This is a genomic window from Serratia myotis, from assembly GCF_027474885.1.
GTDB lineage: Bacteria > Pseudomonadota > Gammaproteobacteria > Enterobacterales > Enterobacteriaceae > Serratia > Serratia proteamaculans.
On sequence record NZ_CP099707.1, the window covers coordinates 4,304,154 to 4,322,495 of the forward strand.

General features: G+C 56.6%; 19 protein-coding genes. 12 read left to right on the forward strand and 7 right to left on the reverse strand.

The window, feature by feature from the left end; genetic code table 11:
* The first annotated feature begins 51 nt into the window (after window positions 1–51).
* Window positions 52–1,092, forward strand: coding sequence for an alpha/beta hydrolase family protein (locus NHG65_RS20305; protein WP_413478517.1), 1,041 nt, complete (start codon window positions 52–54; stop codon window positions 1,090–1,092).
* Here the strand turns inward: NHG65_RS20305 and NHG65_RS20310 are convergent.
* Window positions 1,052–1,948, reverse strand: a complete 897-nt coding sequence (locus NHG65_RS20310; protein WP_219016829.1) for a LysR family transcriptional regulator — start codon at window positions 1,946–1,948, stop codon at window positions 1,052–1,054. The two genes, NHG65_RS20305 and NHG65_RS20310, sit on opposite strands and share 41 nt — an antisense overlap.
* A 106-nt stretch (window positions 1,949–2,054) precedes the next feature.
* Here NHG65_RS20310 and NHG65_RS20315 point away from each other — a divergent pair, with 106 nt between their 5' ends.
* Together NHG65_RS20315 and NHG65_RS20320 are read left to right on the forward strand one after the other, a co-directional pair.
* Window positions 2,055–3,437 carry an MFS transporter gene (locus NHG65_RS20315; RefSeq protein ID WP_262261949.1) on the forward strand — a complete coding sequence of 461 codons (1,383 nt, stop codon included), beginning with the start codon at window positions 2,055–2,057 and terminating at the stop codon, window positions 3,435–3,437.
* Window positions 3,434–3,814, forward strand: coding sequence for a DUF4440 domain-containing protein (locus NHG65_RS20320; RefSeq protein ID WP_219016831.1), 381 nt, complete (start codon window positions 3,434–3,436; stop codon window positions 3,812–3,814). Before NHG65_RS20315 ends, NHG65_RS20320 begins: the two co-directional genes overlap by 4 nt.
* 183 nt (window positions 3,815–3,997) lie before the next feature.
* On the opposite strand, the gene asr is transcribed toward NHG65_RS20320, so the two are convergent.
* Window positions 3,998–4,432, reverse strand: coding sequence for an acid resistance repetitive basic protein Asr (asr, locus tag NHG65_RS20325; protein ID WP_499182603.1), 435 nt, complete (start codon window positions 4,430–4,432; stop codon window positions 3,998–4,000).
* Window positions 4,433–4,650: 218 nt separating this feature from the next.
* Here asr and NHG65_RS20330 point away from each other — a divergent pair, with 218 nt between their 5' ends.
* Window positions 4,651–4,959, forward strand: a complete 309-nt coding sequence (locus NHG65_RS20330) for an ElaB/YgaM/YqjD family protein (protein WP_099062733.1) — start codon at window positions 4,651–4,653, stop codon at window positions 4,957–4,959.
* A 63-nt stretch (window positions 4,960–5,022) separates the two neighbouring features.
* Here the strand turns inward: NHG65_RS20330 and pdxR are convergent, their stop codons facing one another.
* Window positions 5,023–6,456, reverse strand: coding sequence for a MocR-like pyridoxine biosynthesis transcription factor PdxR (gene pdxR / locus NHG65_RS20335; RefSeq protein WP_499182604.1), 1,434 nt, complete (start codon window positions 6,454–6,456; stop codon window positions 5,023–5,025).
* A 96-nt stretch (window positions 6,457–6,552) separates the two neighbouring features.
* Here pdxR and NHG65_RS20340 point away from each other — a divergent pair, with 96 nt between their 5' ends.
* From NHG65_RS20340 to nrdF, 5 genes are all read left to right on the forward strand, one after another.
* The gene (locus tag NHG65_RS20340; protein WP_219016833.1) at window positions 6,553–6,984 is read left to right on the forward strand and encodes a carboxymuconolactone decarboxylase family protein; all 432 of its coding nucleotides are present in this window, start codon (window positions 6,553–6,555) and stop codon (window positions 6,982–6,984) included.
* Between the two features lie 282 nt (window positions 6,985–7,266).
* Complete coding sequence (nrdH, locus tag NHG65_RS20345) at window positions 7,267–7,503, forward strand: glutaredoxin-like protein NrdH (protein WP_413478524.1); 237 nt, start codon at window positions 7,267–7,269, stop codon at window positions 7,501–7,503.
* An 8-nt stretch (window positions 7,504–7,511) separates the two neighbouring features.
* Window positions 7,512–7,916, forward strand: coding sequence for a class Ib ribonucleoside-diphosphate reductase assembly flavoprotein NrdI (gene nrdI / locus NHG65_RS20350; protein ID WP_099062737.1), 405 nt, complete (start codon window positions 7,512–7,514; stop codon window positions 7,914–7,916).
* Window positions 7,898–10,042 (forward strand): class 1b ribonucleoside-diphosphate reductase subunit alpha, encoded by a 2,145-nt coding sequence (nrdE, locus tag NHG65_RS20355; RefSeq protein WP_165366396.1) that lies wholly within the window; start codon window positions 7,898–7,900, stop codon window positions 10,040–10,042. Before nrdI ends, nrdE begins: the two co-directional genes overlap by 19 nt.
* Window positions 10,043–10,050: 8 nt before the next feature.
* Window positions 10,051–11,022: a class 1b ribonucleoside-diphosphate reductase subunit beta gene (gene nrdF, locus NHG65_RS20360; protein ID WP_099062738.1), complete on the forward strand. Its 972-nt coding sequence runs from the start codon at window positions 10,051–10,053 to the stop codon at window positions 11,020–11,022.
* Between the two features lie 76 nt (window positions 11,023–11,098).
* On the opposite strand, the gene NHG65_RS20365 is transcribed toward nrdF, so the two are convergent.
* Together NHG65_RS20365 and NHG65_RS20370 are read right to left on the reverse strand one after the other, a co-directional pair.
* Complete coding sequence (locus tag NHG65_RS20365; RefSeq protein ID WP_207979501.1) at window positions 11,099–11,311, reverse strand: DUF1289 domain-containing protein; 213 nt, start codon at window positions 11,309–11,311, stop codon at window positions 11,099–11,101.
* Between the two features lie 72 nt (window positions 11,312–11,383).
* Window positions 11,384–12,124 carry an SDR family oxidoreductase gene (locus NHG65_RS20370; RefSeq protein WP_499182605.1) on the reverse strand — a complete coding sequence of 247 codons (741 nt, stop codon included), beginning with the start codon at window positions 12,122–12,124 and terminating at the stop codon, window positions 11,384–11,386.
* Between the two features lie 124 nt (window positions 12,125–12,248).
* Here NHG65_RS20370 and NHG65_RS20375 point away from each other — a divergent pair, with 124 nt between their 5' ends.
* Window positions 12,249–13,142, forward strand: coding sequence for a LysR family transcriptional regulator (locus NHG65_RS20375; protein ID WP_099062741.1), 894 nt, complete (start codon window positions 12,249–12,251; stop codon window positions 13,140–13,142).
* A 28-nt stretch (window positions 13,143–13,170) separates the two neighbouring features.
* On the opposite strand, the gene NHG65_RS20380 is transcribed toward NHG65_RS20375, so the two are convergent.
* Complete coding sequence (locus NHG65_RS20380; RefSeq protein ID WP_499182606.1) at window positions 13,171–14,115, reverse strand: MBL fold metallo-hydrolase; 945 nt, start codon at window positions 14,113–14,115, stop codon at window positions 13,171–13,173.
* 130 nt (window positions 14,116–14,245) lie between these two features.
* Window positions 14,246–15,601 (reverse strand): 2-hydroxycarboxylate transporter family protein, encoded by a 1,356-nt coding sequence (locus NHG65_RS20385; RefSeq protein WP_207979495.1) that lies wholly within the window; start codon window positions 15,599–15,601, stop codon window positions 14,246–14,248.
* A 327-nt stretch (window positions 15,602–15,928) separates the two neighbouring features.
* Between NHG65_RS20385 and NHG65_RS20390 the strand changes: the two genes are divergently transcribed.
* A complete protein-coding gene (locus NHG65_RS20390) occupies window positions 15,929–17,527 on the forward strand; it encodes an ATP-binding protein (protein WP_099062744.1) in 1,599 nt (532 codons plus the stop codon).
* Window positions 17,528–17,538: 11 nt separating this feature from the next.
* Entirely contained in the window at window positions 17,539–18,225 is a 687-nt protein-coding gene (locus NHG65_RS20395; protein ID WP_099062745.1) for a response regulator, read from the forward strand.
* Window positions 18,226–18,342 lie beyond the last annotated feature (117 nt).

Sequence of the window (18,342 nt, forward strand, 5' to 3'; positions counted from 1 at the left end):
GGATAACGCCCCTCATGCCACCCTCTCGAGGTCAACATTTGAGGAGTGAAAATGAACAGAGCGTTGTTGTTGTGGATACTGCTGTGCGGCATTGCCAGCGCCACCCCCTATCAGGTTGCCACCCGCGATCAAGTCTTTCAGGCCGGTTCACGTTCGTTGAACAGCCGAATTTACTACCCCACGACCGAGACGAATGGGCAATGGCTCACCGGTGCGAATAAGGTCTTTACTGGCATCAGCAGCCGGCCAGATGCGCCGGTGGCGAACGGACACTTTCCGCTGATCGTGATCAGCCACGGCAGCGGCGGCAATAACAGCAGTCAGGCCTGGCTGGCGGCGGCGTTAGTCCGGCAGGGAATGATTGTCGTGGCAGCCAATCACCCAGGCAGCACCACCGGCAACTCGGTTCCGGCGCTCTCCGCCAAACTGTGGTTACAGACCGAGGATATTTCCGGCCTGATCAGCGCCATCACCACCGATCCTCAGTGGAGTAAAGTCGTCAATCGCCAGGTGATTGGCGTTATCGGCCATTCCAAGGGCGGTTACAGTGCCATTGCCGCCATCGGTGGACGAGTCCGGTTGGCCGATTTTGTCAGCGGCTGCCAACAAGCCCCACAGTCACCCAACTGCCAGTTTTATACCCGGGCCAAAGTTGATTTAGAAGCGCTCTCCGCCCGGCAATTTGATGCCGATTATACCGACCCGCGCATTCGCTTTGCCGTCGCCCTCGATCCCGGCATGGTGCCTTATCTGCTGCCTGACAGCCTGCATCGGCTCAGCGCCCCTTTATTGGTTATCGAACCTCAACATTTCGAACCAGACAGCCAAATACCCGGTCTTGGCGGTGCCACACTGGCCAAAGACGCAGGACAGCAACCGATTGATGCACTACGGCTGTCGAACGGTAACCATTTTGATTTTATTCCGCTTTGTCAGCCGAATGGACGCCAAATTCTGGCTGCAGAGGAGAAAGATGCAGAGGTGTTATGCGCCTCCTCAAATACACAGCGTGAATGGGTACACCAGAAGACATTGACGGCCATCATGACGTTTATTCACCCGTGGCTATCCGCGCCCGCAGGAAATCAATAAACGCCCGCACCTTCTCCGGCACATGGCGGGTATTGGGGTACAGCGCATAAATGCTTTGGGCCGGAAATTGATGGTCTGCCAGCAGCGGGCACAGTTTGCCTTCGGCAATGGCGGGCCGCACCAGCCATTCGGGCAGTAATGCCACCCCGGCACCGTGCAGGGCAAACGCCAGCAGCGCGGAGGCACTGTCGCCCATTAATGTGGCGGCGTCTTCAACCTTAAACAGCACCGCCTGCCGCTCCGGGGTAATCACCTGCCAGCTCAACGGTGAACTGAGGCGGCTGTGGGCGATCCACTGCGCCTGCGCCAGTTGCGCCAGCGAGCCAACCGGATGGCGGGTCAGATACTCCGGCGAGGCGACCGGCAGGATGGCAAAACTGTCGAGCCGCGCCGCATGGTGGCTGGAGTCCGCCAGTTGCCCCAGCCGGATCGCCACATCGAAGCGTTCCGAAATTAAATCGGCATGATAAGAAGAAGAAACATGCTGAATGCGCAAGCGCGGATGCAACCGGGAAAATGCCGCCAGCGCCGGCACCACCACTTGCGCGCCGTATTCCGGCGTAGTGGTGATTCGCAATACGCCACTCAGACCGTGGTGATCGCGGCGCACGTCATCCAGCACGTTTTCCGCATCCTGCAGCAACCGCAGGCAGCGTTGATAGAAGCGTTCACCGGCATCGGTCAGCGCCAGCCGCCGGGTACTGCGCACCAGCAACGACACCCCCAACTCACTTTCCAGCTGTTTGACATTGAAACTGACCACCGCCTTGGTTTGCCCCAACGCCACCGCCGCAGCGGTAAAGCTGCCGGCATCCACCACCGCCACAAAGATCGCCAAACGCTGCAGGTTAAGCATAGTGTCACGCCTTATTGTCAAAATTATTTTGACAGTGTAATCGTTCGCAGCCGATTTATCCGCAGTTTCCCGCCCGCTACACTGCTGGCCTTCAACCGGAGGCCCCATGCCCTATCGCATCAAAGTCGCAATCGTCTATCTGCTCGGATTCTTTGTCGATCTGATCAACATGTTTATCGCTAACGTCGCTTATCCGTCGATCGGTCATGCGTTGCAGGCTTCGGTCGGTGAACTGGCCTGGGTCAGCAACGGTTATATTCTCGGCCTGACGCTGGTGATCCCGCTCAGCGCCTGGCTGGCGCAGCGCATCGGTGGACGGCGGGTGTTTTTGCTGTCGCTGACACTGTTTATGCTGGCAACAACCGCGGCGGGCTATGCCGGCTCAATTGGCGAGTTGATTGGTTGGCGAGTGCTACAAGGTATGGGGGGCGGTTTGCTGATCCCGATCGGTCAAACACTAACCTATCAACTGTATCGCAGCCACGAACGCGCCGGGCTTTCCGCCGCCATTATGCTGGTTGGCCTGCTGGCACCCGCGCTGTCACCGGCGCTGGGCGGGCTGATTGTCGACAATCTTGACTGGCGCTGGGTGTTCTTCGCCAACCTGCCACTGGCAGCTCTGGCACTGTTGCTGGCCGCGCTGTGGTTGCGCCCTCAGGCAGCCGAGCTACAACGCAAGCCGCTCGACGTCAACGGATTGCTCAGCGCCTGCACCGCTCTGACGCTGATCCTGCTGGGCCTGACCCGGCTGGGTGATGCCGATGGCCTGCTGCAGGGCGCTTTGCTGTTGGCCGCCGGGGCGCTGACGTTGGCTTATTACCTGCGGCGCAGCCTGCGCATCGCCCAACCGCTGCTGAACCTGCGGCTGATGCAAGATCCGCTGCTGCGCACCTCAATGATGATTTATCAGTGTATTCCCGGTCTGTTTATCGGCGTCAGTCTGGTGGCCATGCTGTATTTGCAAAACCAATTGGGCATGCGCGCCGCACAGGTCGGCAGCCTGATGCTGCCCTGGTCGCTGGCCTCGTTTCTGGCCATCACCCTGACCGGCAAGAAATTCAATCGCCTTGGCCCGCGGCCGCTGTTTATCCTCGGTTGTCTGCTGCAGGGGCTGGGTATTCTGACGCTGTCGCAGATTGCTCACGCCGGGGACTACGGATTGCAGTTGACGGCCTTCGCCCTGATGGGCTTTGGCGGCAGCCTGTGCAGCAGCACCGCACAAAGCAGCGCTTTCCTGCAGATTGCCGATGAACAATTGGCGGATGCCAGTGCACTGTGGAATATCAATCGCCAGCTCAGCTTTTGCCTGGGTGTCGCCCTGCTCAGCCTGCTGTTAAATCTGCTGCTTGAGCATTTTTCGCCCGCTGCCGCCTACAAAATCTGTTTTTACCTGGCCGCCGCCAGCACGCTAGTGCCGCTGTTGCTGTGCCTGCGTATCGCTAACCGTGCCATCGTGCACCGTCTCAACACTCAACAGGAAGCTCCATGAACCGATATTTTACCGAAGTGATCGACGCTCACGTCGCCATTGAAAACTGGCTGGAAAAAGGAATGGGGGAGGAAACAGCGCTGCTGGCGCGTTTTGATCCGGCCTTCAGCATGATCGCGCTGAACGGCAGCCGACTGGATTTCGCCGCACTGAGCGCCTTTTTCCACGCGCATCGCGCCGCTAAACCAGGGCTGGAAATCACTATAGAAGAGATGACGTTAGTGGCCGAATGGCCAACGGGCGCGGTGGTTAGCTATCGTGAAAAACAAATGTTGCCTGGACAGGCGGTAACGCTACGCAACTCCACCGTGGTGTTCGAGCAGACCCAAACCGGGCTGGGCTGGCGGCACCTGCATGAAACCACGCTGGCACAGTAATCAGAGAAAACCGTCGGCCAGAAACAGCTCCCAGGCGACGATCAGCCCACACAGGGTAACGGCGCTGAAAATCACTTCGAACAGATAGCGATTGATCATCATGGGCTGGCCCTCAAAAGAAAACACCCGGCAAAACCGGGTGTTTACATAGCGTCTGGATGCGGAGGTTCCCGCAGACTTCACTTATTTAGCGGCTGGAGCTGCTGCTTTTTTGGTAGTTTTGTGGTGTTTTTTAGCGGCCTGAGCTTTCTGCACTGGCGCTTTTTTGCTCACTTTGTGGTGAGTTTTAGCAGCCTGAGCTTTCTGGGCTGGGGCTTTTTTGCTCACTTTGTGGTGAGTTTTAGCAGCCTGAGCTTTCTGGGCTGGGGCTTTCTTGGTCGCTTTGTGGTGCTTTTTAGCGGCCTGAGCTTTCTGTGCTGGCGCTTTCTTGGTTGCCTTGTGGTGCCTCTTCTTATGATGAGTGGCTTTAGCAGGTGCCTTCTCAGCAGCAGCAGCGGCTGGTGCAGCGCTAGTGGTTGCAGCCGGAGCAGCCGCCGCCGGAGCTACAGCATCAGCAGCGAAAGCAACAGAAGACAGACCCATGGTAGCAGCAACGATCAGGGCTAATACTTTTTTCATCTTTAATTCCTCAGAGTGTTTTTTCAGTAAGCCCCGTTGGGCCGTTGAAGCAGATACTAGAGGAATCGCTGAGCCGCTTCCGTGAGTGATTGGTTTCGCCGAGTAACCAAATGTACAGCGGCCGTATGACCGACGAACATGGCGTTTTTTCCGTGATCGCCAACACGTTTTAAAAAATGGTCTACACTTAAAAGACATGTGTCGAAACGGAGAATCGAATGTTTAAGAGATCAGAAAAAGTAGAACGCGACATCGATCAAGACGTCACCCTGCTGGCGGATACGCTGGATGAGGTGCTACGCGAATCCGGTGACAAGACCAAAGAGGAACTGAAAGAGCTGCACAGCAAGGCAAAAGGCGTATTACGCGATGCCCGGGCACGCTTTAATGGTTCCAGCAGTCTGACACAGCACGCTCGCGATGCCGTCGAACAAGCCGACAGCTACGTGCGCGACAAACCTTGGCAGGGCGTAGGGATCGGGGCCGCAGTTGGCATCGTCCTCGGCGTGCTGCTGGCCCGGCGTTAACACCCCTTGCAGTCATAAAGATAAAACAGATGTGCGTCTGGCCCGCGGGAAACCGCGGGCCGTTTAATTTGTGCCTTTGATTAATCCGGCCAACCGGGCTACCGCTCGCTCCGTCTCCGCCTGCTGGATAAAGTTGGCAAAGCCCATTAACAGGCCCGACCCCGCCGGATCCGCAATGCACCAGTCGGATAGCGCCTGTATCGACAAGCCGCACTGCCAGGCCAGTTCCGCCAAAAGCCGATCCTGCCCCTCCCCCTTCAGCCGGGCCAATAACTGAATGCCACCGGCCTGTGACGCGACCGTCAAATGCTCTCCCAACTGCTGTTCCAGTGCCTGTGCCAGCCATGCGCGCCGTTGGCGGTAAATGGGCCGCATCCGCTTCAAGTGGCGATAAAAATGCCCCTGATGAATAAAATCCGCCACGCTGGCCTGCAGCAACGGTGGACAACCGCAGCCACGCAGCCGACTGCTGTGGCCAAAGGCCTCTACCTGCCCGGCAGGCACCACCAGATAAGCCATGCGCAAGGCTGGGAACAGCGTTTTGCTGAAGGTACCGGCGTACAGTACCCGCCCCTGACGATCGAGACTTTTCAACGGCGGCAGCGGCCGACCGTGATAACGCACCTCGCTGTCATAGTCGTCTTCAAGGATCCACGCCTGCTGCTGCTGCGCCCACTCCAGCAGCGCCATACGCCTTGCCAGACTGAGTGTGACCCCCAGCGGACTCTGATGGGTCGGCGTCAGCACCGCCATCCGTGCCTGGGGGGCGCTGGCCAAACCGGCGGCAATGTTCATGCCCTGCTCATCGACCGGCACCGCCACTGGCCGCATACCGGCGGCGCGAAACAGCGGCAGCGTGACCGGATAGCCCGGATCCTCCAGCCATACCGCTTCCCCCGGCTGAAGCAAAGTGCCGATCACCAGATCCAGCAGTGCCTGATAACCAGCGCAGATAAACACCTGTTCCGGGCGGCAACTGATGCCGCGCGAAAGCTGCAAATAATTGGCGATTGCCGCACGCAGCTCGGGCAAGCCCTGAGTTGACGGATGTGCCATAGAGGCCAACGGGGCAGTGCGTAACTGGCGACCGACAATTCGCTGCCATTGCGCACGCGGAAACGCATCCAGCGCGGGTAGCCCCAGTTGAAACGGCGGCGTCGCCCCGTTCGGATGCAGCGGATTTGCCGTTACCGTCGGCAAAGGTTCCACTGCCAGCGCCGCACGCACCGGCAGGTTCTGCAACTGCGGCGAAACATAGGTCCCCGCCTGCCCCCGGCTTTGCAGAAAACCTTCGGCAATCAGCTGCGCGTAGGCACTTTCTACCGTGGCGCGTGCCACGCCCAGATCGCTCGCCAATCCACGAACCGAAGGCAAGCGGCTGCCCGCCGGCAGGGTTCCCTGCGCTATGGCGTCTTTGATCCGCAAATAAATCTGCCGGTACAAGGGGTCGGCAAGCCGGCTGTCCAGCCGCAAGGAGGTAAGAAACTGACGCATCATGGCCCGGTTAAATAATCACTTTATGGCCCTATAGCATAGTCCATATCGCCGCTAAAGTAGCACCATGATTCTGCTATTCGCTAACCGAGGTTGACCATGATTAAGCAACGTTTGAACTATTCCGAACTTTCACCGGCTCCGTACAAAAATATGGTGAACGCCTTGATGGCGCTGGAGAAAGGCGCGCTGGATAAAGCGACAATTGAACTGATGTTTATGCGTGTTTCGCAGATCAACGGCTGCGCCTACTGCCTGGATATGCACGGCAAAGCCCTGCGCGAAAGTGGCGTCAGCAGCGCCAAGCTGGATCAGCTTGCAGGCTGGCGCGTCAGCCATGCGTTCAGTGAGCGCGAGCATGTGGCACTGGAATGGGCAGAGTCAGTCACCCTGATCGCCGCTACCGGCGCACCGGACAGCGCGTTTGAAGCGCTACGGGCGCACTTTAGCGATGCGGAAATTGCCGATTTGACCTTCGCCATTAGCATCATGAATGCCTTTAATCGCCTGGCCATCAGCATGCGTCAATGATCAAACTGCACCTCCCCTCTCGCTGCGAGAGGGTTTTTTCGTCACTAACTTCCCCGCAAAAAAAAATTCCCCAGCACTTTTCCAGCGCCGCTGCGGCCTGCGTTCAAATTCAATCAAAACACCATATATAGCGTGGTTGATAAATTAAATATCTACATATAGTATTTAATCCATCAACCGCAGGGAACATGTAGCCGTTGGTAACGCCGTCAGAAACGCCGTTCAATGCTCCGTTATCTGACCTGTCCGCCTTTCCTTTAGCCCATAAGGTGAATGCGAATCATGAGCATTATTATTTACAGTAAACCGGACTGTGTCCAGTGCAACGCCACCTATCGCGCCTTCGATAAACAAGGGATTGGTTATCAGGTGATTGACCTCACCCAGGATCAACAGGCGCTGAGCCATGTTAAATCCCTCGGCTATCAACAGGTTCCGGTGATTATCGCCGGAGACGATCACTGGTCCGGCTTCCGGCCAGACAAAATTGGCGCGCTGGCTAACGCCGTCGCGTCCTGAGGTTGGCCATGAACCCGCTGGTCTACTTCTCCAGCAGTTCGGAGAACACCCACAGGTTCGTTGAAAAGCTGGGCTTACCAGCGATGCGCATACCGATCGCCGGAGCCCGCAGCAAACTGCTGATGGAAAGCCCCTATATTTTGATCGTGCCCAGCTATGGCGGCGGCAGCGCCGTGGGAGCCGTGCCGATCCAGGTGATCCGCTTTCTCAACGATCCGCAGAATCGCGCTTTCCTGCGCGGCGTTATCGCCGCCGGGAATACCAATTTCGGCGCAGCGTACGGCATTGCCGGCGATATCATCGCCAAAAAATGTCAGGTGCCTTTTCTTTACCGTTTTGAGCTGCTCGGCACCACACAAGACGTTGCAAACGTTCGACAGGGAGTAACCGCATTTTGGCAACGACAGAACTGACCAGGCCCGCTACCAGCGCGCTGGATTACCATTCGCTCAACGCGATGCTCAATCTTTATGATGCCGAAGGCCGTATCCAGTTTGATAAGGATCGACTGGCGGCACGACAATACTTCCTGCAGCACGTCAATCAGAACACCGTGTTCTTCCACAACCTGGAAGAGAAGCTGCGCTATCTGGTGGAAGAAGGTTATTACGAGCAGAGCGTGCTGGCGCAGTACGACTTCGCCTTTATCAAGCAGTTGTTCCAGCAGGCCTACGCGAAAAAATTCCGCTTCGAGACGTTTCTCGGCGCCTTTAAGTACTACACCAGCTACACGCTGAAAACCTTTGACGGCAAACGCTATCTGGAACGCTACGAGGATCGGGTGTGCATGGTCGCCATGACGCTGGCCGCTGGCGATACCGCACTGGCGCAAGCTCTGGTAGAAGAAATGATTTCCGGCCGCTTCCAGCCGGCGACGCCCACCTTCCTCAACTGCGGCAAACAGCAGCGCGGCGAACTGGTGTCCTGCTTCCTGTTGCGCATTGAAGACAATATGGAGTCGATCGGCCGGGCGGTGAACTCCGCGCTGCAACTGTCGAAACGTGGCGGTGGCGTGGCGTTTTTGCTGACCAACATCCGTGAGGTCGGCGCGCCGATCAAACGTATTGAGAACCAATCCTCCGGCGTCATTCCGATCATGAAAATGCTCGAAGATGCCTTCTCTTACGCCAACCAACTGGGTGCGCGTCAGGGCGCCGGTGCGGTGTACCTCAATGCTCACCACCCGGATATTCTGCGTTTCCTCGACACCAAGCGCGAAAACGCCGACGAGAAGATCCGCATCAAAACCCTGTCGCTGGGGGTGGTGATCCCGGATATCACCTTCGAGCTGGCGAAAAATAACGAAGAGATGTATCTGTTCTCGCCGTATGACGTCGAGCAGGTGTATGGCGTACCGTTTTCGGAAATCAGCGTCAGCGAGAAGTACCGCGAAATGGTGGATGACAAACGCATCCGCAAGTCGCGCATCAATGCCCGCGAGTTCTTCCAGGTGCTGGCGGAGATCCAGTTTGAATCCGGCTACCCGTACATGATGTTTGAAGATACCGTCAACCGCGAGAACCCGATCGCCGGACGTATCAATATGAGCAACCTGTGTTCGGAGATTTTACAGGTTAACCGCGCCAGCACTTATCACGATGACCTGAGCTATGACCAGGTCGGCAAGGATATTTCCTGCAACCTCGGCTCGCTAAACATCGCCAAAACCATGGATGCACCGGACTTCGGCAAAGCGGTCGACACCGCGATCCGCGCGCTGACTGCGGTGGCGGACATGAGCGACATCCGCTCGGTACCCTCAATCGCCGAAGGCAACCGCAGCTCGCACGCTATCGGCCTGGGCCAGATGAACCTGCATGGCTACCTGGCGCGCGAACGCATCTTCTATGGCTCTGAGGAAGGCATCGACTTCACCAATTTCTATTTCTATACCGTCGCTTACCACGCCATTCGCGCCTCTAACCAGCTGGCTATCGAGCGCGGCAGCGCATTCGCCGGCTTCGAGGATTCCACCTACGCGTCCGGCTTGTACTTCAGCAAATACACCGAAAGGGAATGGCTGCCACAGACCGAGCGAGTGCGCGCGCTGTTCGCCGACGCCAATATCGCCATTCCGGGCCGCGAGGAATGGCTGGCGCTGCGCCAGTCGGTGATGATGCACGGGTTGTACAACCAGAACCTGCAGGCGGTGCCGCCGACCGGCTCCATCTCCTACATCAATAACTCGACCTCCAGCATCCATCCGATTGTGTCACGCATCGAGATCCGCAAAGAGGGCAAGATTGGTCGCGTGTATTATCCGGCGCCCTATATGACCAACGACAACCTGGAGTACTACCAGGATGCCTATGACATCGGGCCGGAAAAGATCATTGATACCTACGCCGCTGCCAGCCAGCACGTCGATCAGGGGCTGTCGCTGACGTTGTTCTTCCGCGATACCGCCAGCACGCGCGACATCAACCGCGCGCAGATTTACGCCTGGCGTAAAGGCATCAAAACCATCTATTACATCCGTCTGCGCCAGATGGCGCTGGAAGGCACCGAGGTGCAGGGCTGCGTGTCCTGCGCGCTGTGAGGCAACTTATGAATAGCATTAAACCGGCGCAGCTGGTGCGCGCAATCAACTGGAATACCATCGAAGACGATAAAGATCTGGAGGTGTGGAACCGCCTGACCTCTAACTTCTGGCTGCCGGAAAAGGTACCGCTGTCGAACGATATTCCGTCGTGGGCCACGCTGACACCGAAAGAACAGCAGTTGACCATCCGGGTGTTCACCGGCCTGACGCTGCTGGACACCATTCAGAATACCGTCGGTGCCCCGGCGCTGATCGCCGACGCCATTACGCCGCACGAAGAGGCGGTGTACTCCAACATATGCTTTATGGAGGCGGTGCACGCCCGCTCCTACAGCTCGATATTCTCCACGCTGTGCCAGACGCCGGACGTCGACGACGCCTACCGTTGGAGTGAGGAAAACCGCGCATTGCAGAAAAAGGCCCATATCATTCTGGCCCACTACCGCAGTGACGATCCGCTGATGAAGAAAGTCGCCAGCGTGTTCCTCGAGTCGTTCCTGTTCTATTCGGGCTTTTACCTGCCGATGTACTGGTCGAGCCGCGCCAAACTGACCAACACCGCCGATCTGATCCGTCTGATCATCCGCGACGAGGCGGTACACGGCTATTACATTGGCTATAAGTTCCAGAAAGGGTTAGAGAAGGTCGACGCTGCCCGTCGGCAACAGGTGAAAAACTTCGCCTTCGATCTGCTGCAGGATCTGTATGACAACGAGGTGCGGTACACCGAAGAGCTGTACGACGGGGTGGGCTGGAGCGAGGACGTGAAAACCTTCCTGCACTATAACGCCAACAAGGCGCTGATGAATCTGGGTTACGAAGCGCTGTTCCCACCGTCGATGGCGGAGGTCAACCCGGCGATTCTGTCGGCACTGTCGCCGAACGCCGACGAAAACCACGACTTCTTCTCCGGCTCCGGCTCGTCTTACGTAATCGGCAAAGCGGTTAATACCGAGGATGACGACTGGGATTTCTGAGGACAGTCGCGGGGTGCATAACTTCACCCTACAACGATAACCTGTGAACGGGCGCAGCATGCAGCGCCCCTACTGTTTAGATTTTCCCGGAACGCTGCCGGATGCGTTGCCAGATGGCCCGCTTTTCCTGGTCATCGGCGCTCGACCAGGCGGCGATTTCATCCAGCGTGCGCCAACAGCCACGGCACCACGATTTTTCGGCGTCGATCTGGCAAACATTATTGCAGGGTGAACGGACGCTATCGTCAATCTGACTGCCCGTTTTCCTTCTTCTGCTGCGCCCTACCATTAAATGCTTCCTCGAGGTGGATTTCTCGCCACAGGATACCCGATCCTGCCGCGAAAAAACCGCCCGCCAGCATCAGATGATGCCACCGTTGGCACGCAGGGTTTGGCCATTAATCCAGGCGCCGTCGGCACCGGCCAGGAATGACACTGCTGCGGCGATATCCTGCGGCTGGCCCAAACGCTCCAACGGTGCCATTTTCGCCAGTCGCTCGATTAGCTCAGGCGTTTTACCGTCCAGGAACAACCCGGTCGCGGTGGGCCCGGGTGCGATGGCATTCACGGTGATATTACGCCCGCGCAGCTCTTTCGCCAGCACGCTGGTCAGCGCCTCGACGGCGGCCTTGCTGGCGGCGTACATGCCGTAGCTCGGCTGCAACAGCCCGACCACACTGGAAGAAAAGTTGATGATACGGCCATTGTCACGCAGGCGTTTCGCCGCTTCACGTAGGGTATTGAAGGTGCCCTTCAGGTTGATGTCGATCAACCGATCGACATCGGCATCGCTCATTTCTGCCACCGGGGCCAATGCAATCACCCCGGCGTTGTTCACCAAAATATCCACGCCGCCGAAAGCCTGTTCGGCACGGTCAAACAGTTGGGCCACCGCAGCGGTATCGCTGACGTCCGCTTTGGCGCTCAGCGCCCGGCCACCATTCTGCTCAATTTTGCGCACCAGTAGATCGGCCAATGCCTGGTTACCTGAATAGTTGACGATCACAGTAAAACCGTCGGCAGCCAGGCGTTCGGCGATGGCGGCACCGATGCCGCGTGATGCGCCGGTGACGATGGCAACTTGTTGGCCAGTGGTGTTCATCTGATCTCTCCTCGTCGACGATGCGCCGGCAGGCTTGCTGGCGTGGGATCATCATGCACCTTTCGCAATGGCGAATAATCCCCTAATCTTCGTTATCACTATCCGAATTAAGCGAACAATCACCATGGACAGAATTGACGCCATGCGTCTGTTCACCCGCGTGGTAGAACAGCGTAGCTTTACCCAGGCCGCACAGGATCTGGGCCTGCCGCGCTCGACGGTGACCGATGCCATCAAACAGCTGGAGGCCCGGTTGCAGGTACGGCTGCTGCAGCGTACCACCCGCCACGTCAGCCCGACACTGGATGGCGAGGCCTATTATCAGCGCTGCCTGACTATTCTGGCGGATATCGAAGATGCCGAGATGGCATTTGCCGGTGCCAGGCCGCGTGGGCTACTGCGTATCGATGTGCACGGCACCCTGGCGCGTCACTTTCTGCTGCCGGGGCTGCCTGATTTTCTGGCGCACTATCCGGATATCGAATTGTTCATGAGCGAAGGCGATCGGCTGGTAGATCCAGTGCGCGAAGGTATCGACTGCGTGGTGCGGGTCGGCAAGCTGAAAGACAGCGATATGGTAGCGCGTCGGTTAGGCGAGCTGGAGGAAGTGACCTGCGCAGCCCCCGACTACCTGCAACGCTTCGGGACACCGCTTAACATCGGTGAGCTTGCAGGGCACCGCATGGTGGGTTTTCGCTCCTCGGCCAGCGGCACCATTATGCCTTTGGAATTTAACGTCGCAGGTCAGCCGCAGCAGGTGATGCTGCCCTGCACGGTGTCGGTCAGCGCGGCGGAAAGCCTGGTGGCCGCGGCGCGCATGGGACTGGGGATTATTCAGGTGCCGCGCTATCACCTGCGCGACGATTTGGCCAATGGCAGCCTGCTGCCGCTGTTGCCGCAATACCCTTCCACACCGATGCCGGTCTCGCTGCTGTATCCGCGCAGCCGACAACTTTCACCCCGGGTGCGGGTATTTATCGACTGGTTCAGCAAGGTTTTTACCGCACGCAACGGGTAACAAGCCGCCCGTCAGGGCGGCCAGCGGCTTACAGTGCACCGTAGTCCAAAGGTACCCAGTCGTATCCTTCGCCCTGCTTATTCAGATAGCCCAACCCGGGGAATGACAGATGCGCCCCGCCCACCAGCTCCTTTTGTCGGGCGCTATCACCGAAGACCCTCAGTCGCTGGGTCACCGCTGCTTTGGCATCACTGTCGAAGCTGATCGCGACATTCGGATCGGCAAACTGTACCGCTGCCACGTGGATCAGATCGCCAATTAACAGCAGTTTCTTACCCTGACTTTCCACCTGATAAATGCTGTGGCCCGGCGTATGACCGTGGGCCGCAAAAGCACTGATGCCCGGCGACAACTCGCCGTCACTGTTGAAAGGTTTGAAGTGCCCGACGGCCTGATAAGGTTTGATCGCCGCTATCGCATTCTCAAATGACGCTTTATCTTCCGCCTTCGCCTGTTTCAAGCGGCTCTCGCTCAGCCAAAAATCGGCCTCCTGCCGACCGGCACGCACCAGCGCATTTGGGAACACCGCCTGGCCGTTTTGCATCAGGCCGCCGAGATGATCCGGGTGCATGTGCGTCAGATAGATTTCATCCACCTGTTGCGGCTGATAGCCGGCCGCCTTCAGATTAGCGGTCAATTTACCCAGATCCTTGCCCAGCAGCGAACCGGCCCCGGTATCGATCAGGATCAACTTACTGCCGGTATTGATCAGGTACGAATTGAACGAGGTCACTACCGGCAGGCTCTGATGATGCTCGGCCAGCGCGGTTTCGATCTGTTTTGGCGTGCTGTTCAGCAGCAGTTTATCCACCGGCAAACGGAGCACCCCATCGGACAATACGGTGATTTCATAGCTGCCAAGCATAAGGCGATAAAAACCCGGCGCGGGAGTTTTCACCTGTGGCGCGGCGGCCAGGGTTTGCAGTGACATGACGGCCAGCGCCGCCCCCAGCAGGTAAGGTTTCCAGAACATAGTGACTCCCGATTGTCATTTAAGCGCTAAGTATTAACCCAAAGTGGAAATGACGCCTGCAGGAGAAGAAAATGAATAAAAAAAATCCCCGCGGGGGCGGGGAAAGGCAAAGAAAACTAAGGTTTTTTTGTTATACGAAGAATTTGGCCAGCACTAACAAAGAGAGTGAGACGTTAATCGCGCCGCCGATGCGGGTAGCGATTTGGGCAAACGGCATCAATGACATACGGTTACCGGCGGTCAGGATAGCAACATCACCGGTACCGCCTTGTCCGCTCTGGCAGCAGGAGACAATCGCCACATCAATCGGGTGCATGCCAATTTTCTTGCCGACAAAAAAGCCGGTCGCCACCAGCGTGCAAACGGTGCTGACGATCACTACCAGGTTTTGAATAGTGAATGCGTTAACCAGTTCCTGCCATGGCGTGATCGCTACGCCAACGGCAAACAGGATTGGGTAGGTCACCGCCGTGCGGAAGAACTTATACACCACCTGCGAACCTTCCTGAATGCGTGGAGACACACCGTGCGCCAGCTTCACCGCCACCGCCGCGAACAGCATGCCAACCGGTGCCGGCAGGCCAATCAAGCGGTGCAGCAGCATTCCCACCATGTACAGCAGGATGGCCAACAGCGCGCCACTGGCAATAGTGCTGACATCCACCTTGCCGCTGATTTTATCCACCGCGCTCATTTCGCTGTCGCCCTGCTTGCTCGGCATCAGGCTGCCTTCACCGGTCAGGTGCGGGTAGCGTTTACCGAGTTGGTTGAGCAAGCCGGCGAGCACAATGGCGGTCAGACTGCCGAGCATCACGATCGGCAAAATACGCCCTAACGCCACTCCCTGCTCCATATGCAGGATTGCCGCGTAGCCCATCGACAGCGGGATCGCGCCCTCACCGACGCCCCCGGCCATGATCGGCAAGATCAGGAAGAAGAATATTTGGAACGGCTCCAGCCCCAGTGCCATGCCGACCGCCATGCCCACCAGCATGCCGGCAATCTCGCCGCACAGCATCGGCGCGAAGATGCGCAGGAAGCCCTGGATCAACACCTGACGGTTCATGCTCATAATGCTGCCGACGATAATGCAGCAGATATAGAGATACAGAATATTGGTCGACTTGTAGAACTTGGTGGTCGACTCCACTACCACGTCCGGCAGCAGACCGTAATGCACCAGCGCGGAAGGAATAAAGGTGGCGCAAATGGCTGCTGCCCCCATTTTGCCGATCAGCGGCAGGCGTTTGCCAAACTCGCCGCAGGCAAAACCGAAGAAGGCCAATGTAGCGACCATCACCACGATATCGCTGGGTAATTTCCCTTCCAGGCAATCCAGTAAAATAAGTACGCCGGCCAGAACGAAGAACGGTAACGGAATAATCCCTACTTTGTAATTGTCCAGTATGTGCCACCATTTTTCACGCAACGGTATTTCAGCCGTTTTGTCTTTGGCGACGAGGTAAGAATCATCTGTTGTGCTCATAATCTGGCCTCTTATTAGTTTGTTCGGCCATCATAGAGAAACGCACGGATTACCTGCTGTGATTTTGTTCAAAATTAAAAAGGGTTTTTAATGGTGGTTATGGTTTCTATGGTGTTAATTGGGGTTATGTAAAATAGAGCGAGGTTTTAATGGTGTTAATGTTATTTTAACTTTAAAGCTTATCAGTTTTATTGCAGTCGTTTAATACCGCGACCCATTAAGGATAAACCCGTGGTGACGATCACAAGTTGATCGGGCGCAATATTACATTAACCACGACTCATGATAGGGTAAGCGCTCAGGATCTCTCAGGACGCCCCCCAGGCCATGCGCATAAAACTCTCATTTCAAATCAAGCTATTCCTGTGCCTGGTCGCCTTCTCTTGTGTGCTGTTAACCTTTATTGGTGCTTACACCTACTATCAGCTGGATGCCCAGCTGCATCGCGACCTCGGCGCGCGGGCGCAAGTGCAGGCACGGGAGATTGCCCTGATCCCGTCCCTGGTCACCGCAGTGGAAAAAAACGATCCGGTAAAAATCGCCGAGCTGATGAAAAAAATACGTGCCAGCAGTGATGCCAGCTATATCGTGATCGGCGATAAACAAACCCGGCATCTTTACCACTCTGAATATACTGATCGTGTCGGTACCCCGATGGTCGGCGGCGATAACCAAGAGGTGCTGGAAGGAAAAAGTATTATTTCCATCCGCAAAGGCGGTATCGGAATTTCATTGCGTAGCAAAGCACCGATTATGGATGACAATAATAAGGTTATCGGTATTGTCTCGGTCGGCTATCTGAAATCACATATCGATAACCTGAATGCCAGAACCCTGACGCAAATTGTGGTGTCGATTGTGATGTTATTAATCGCCCTGTTTGTCTTTTCCTGGCTGTTATCGAAGAATTTAAAACGCCAGATGTTCTGGCTGGAGCCGAAGGAAATTGCGCTGCTGGTGCGCCAACAAAAGGCCCTGCTGGAAGCGATTTATGAGGGTGTGATTGCCGTCGATCCCCAGTTGCGCATCATCACCATCAACCACGCAGCACGTGAATTACTGGATCTGCGTCAACCCGCCGGGGCCTTGATGGGACGTGAAATTGGCGAGTTGATCCAGTCACAGCCGGACTTTTTCGGCGCTTCCCAGTTGGGACACGACACCCATGATGAGGTTTGCCGTTTCAACCACGTGCGGGTCATCGCCAGCCGGGTGCGGATTATGCAGGAAGAAGAGTTGCAAGGCTGGGTGATCAGCTTCCGCGACAAGAACGACATCAATACCCTGAGCAGCCAACTCAGCCAGGTCAAACGCTACGCTGACAACCTGCGTATCATGCGCCATGAACAGCTCAACTGGACCGCCACCCTCGCCGGGCTGTTACATATGCAGCGCTACGACGAGGCGATCCGTTATGTTGAGGCTCAGTCGGAAGGCGCGCAGGAGATCCTCGACTTTATTTCTCAGCGTTTCAGTTCGGCGGCACTCTGTGGCCTGTTATTGGGCAAGTACTCCAGTGCGAAGGAAAAAGGCGTTGAGCTGCGCTTCGATCCCGCCTGTCAACTGGGGCAAATCCCGGCGGCGCTGAACGAAACCGAACTGATGTCGATCATTGGCAATTTGCTGGATAATGCGGTTGACGCTACGCTGCATTGCGATGCGCCGCATGAAGCGGTAGAACTCTATATTAGCGATAACGGCAATGAGTTGGTGATTGAAGTGGCCGATCGCGGTACCGGCATTGCCCCCGAGGTGCGTGATACGCTGTTCGAACAAGGCGTCACCACCAAAGATGACAAAGGTGACCACGGCATCGGCCTGCATTTGGTCGCCAGCCACGTAGCGCAGGCGCATGGCAGCATAGAAGTGTCGGACAACGAGCCGCACGGCACCATTTTTTCTTTGTTTATCCCTAAACAATCTTGAGCACCCGAATAATGCAACCAGAAGCACTGGACGTTTTGATCGTGGAAGATGAGCCACAGTTGGCGACGCTGCACGCCGAGTTCATTGAGCAGAACTTTGCTCTGCGGGTGGTGGCCTATGCCGCCACGCTGGCCGAGGCCAGAGCCAAGGTCAAAATCCACCAGCCACGGTTGATCCTGCTGGATAACTTTTTGCCGGACGGCCAGGGTATTGAGCTAATGGAGGAAGCCGCAGTGAAAAATCCCGGCTGTTCGGTGATCTTCATTACCGCCGCCAGCGATATGAACACCTGCAGCCAGGCGATCCGCAACGGCGCTTTCGATTACATCATTAAACCGGTGTCCTACAAACGGCTGCGCAACTCGCTGGAACGCTTTATGCAGTTTGTTCAAACCCAGCGCACCTTCAAGGTGATCGACCAAAGCAACGTCGACGCGCTGTATAACCTGCAATCCAAACAGTTCTCCAGCGAGCCCAGCGCCAAGGGCATTGAAACCAATACGCTGGAGCTGGTTCAGGCGTTGTTTATCAAACGGCCAGAGGTTGCGCACGCGGTGGAAGACGTGGTCGAACAGGTCGGTATCAGTAAAACCACCGCCCGACGTTATCTGGAATACTGTGTCGCCACCCAGTTCGTACGCGTAGAGATGATGTACGGCAATATTGGCCATCCACGCCGCCTGTATCGCAAGGCGTAGGCTGACATCTGGCTGTCATATTAAGCGGATAATATGCCTGCGACGATATCCCCTCGATATCGGCACCTGTCGTTAAAAACTGATGAAATACTGATGACTTTTACCCGACCTCTGGTC

Bases quoted from the DNA above. Each gene is read 5' to 3' on its own strand.
- NHG65_RS20370 (WP_499182605.1), bottom strand. From the start codon at position 12,124: ATGAACACCACTGGCCAACAAGTTGCCATCGTCACCGGCGCATCACGC.
- NHG65_RS20365 (WP_207979501.1), bottom strand. From the start codon at position 11,311: ATGGTAGGGCGCAGCAGAAGAAGGAAAACGGGCAGTCAGATTGACGAT.
- NHG65_RS20395 (WP_099062745.1), top strand. From the start codon at position 17,539: ATGCAACCAGAAGCACTGGACGTTTTGATCGTGGAAGATGAGCCACAG.
- NHG65_RS20340 (WP_219016833.1), top strand. From the start codon at position 6,553: ATGATTAAGCAACGTTTGAACTATTCCGAACTTTCACCGGCTCCGTAC.
- NHG65_RS20390 (WP_099062744.1), top strand. From the start codon at position 15,929: ATGCGCATAAAACTCTCATTTCAAATCAAGCTATTCCTGTGCCTGGTC.
- NHG65_RS20315 (WP_262261949.1), top strand. From the start codon at position 2,055: ATGCCCTATCGCATCAAAGTCGCAATCGTCTATCTGCTCGGATTCTTT.
- NHG65_RS20380 (WP_499182606.1), bottom strand. From the start codon at position 14,115: ATGTTCTGGAAACCTTACCTGCTGGGGGCGGCGCTGGCCGTCATGTCA.
- NHG65_RS20320 (WP_219016831.1), top strand. From the start codon at position 3,434: ATGAACCGATATTTTACCGAAGTGATCGACGCTCACGTCGCCATTGAA.
- NHG65_RS20330 (WP_099062733.1), top strand. From the start codon at position 4,651: ATGTTTAAGAGATCAGAAAAAGTAGAACGCGACATCGATCAAGACGTC.
- NHG65_RS20305 (WP_413478517.1), top strand. From the start codon at position 52: ATGAACAGAGCGTTGTTGTTGTGGATACTGCTGTGCGGCATTGCCAGC.
- nrdH (WP_413478524.1), top strand. From the start codon at position 7,267: ATGAGCATTATTATTTACAGTAAACCGGACTGTGTCCAGTGCAACGCC.
- asr (WP_499182603.1), bottom strand. From the start codon at position 4,432: ATGAAAAAAGTATTAGCCCTGATCGTTGCTGCTACCATGGGTCTGTCT.
- pdxR (WP_499182604.1), bottom strand. From the start codon at position 6,456: ATGATGCGTCAGTTTCTTACCTCCTTGCGGCTGGACAGCCGGCTTGCC.
- NHG65_RS20375 (WP_099062741.1), top strand. From the start codon at position 12,249: ATGGACAGAATTGACGCCATGCGTCTGTTCACCCGCGTGGTAGAACAG.
- nrdI (WP_099062737.1), top strand. From the start codon at position 7,512: ATGAACCCGCTGGTCTACTTCTCCAGCAGTTCGGAGAACACCCACAGG.
- NHG65_RS20385 (WP_207979495.1), bottom strand. From the start codon at position 15,601: ATGAGCACAACAGATGATTCTTACCTCGTCGCCAAAGACAAAACGGCT.
- NHG65_RS20310 (WP_219016829.1), bottom strand. From the start codon at position 1,948: ATGCTTAACCTGCAGCGTTTGGCGATCTTTGTGGCGGTGGTGGATGCC.
- nrdF (WP_099062738.1), top strand. From the start codon at position 10,051: ATGAATAGCATTAAACCGGCGCAGCTGGTGCGCGCAATCAACTGGAAT.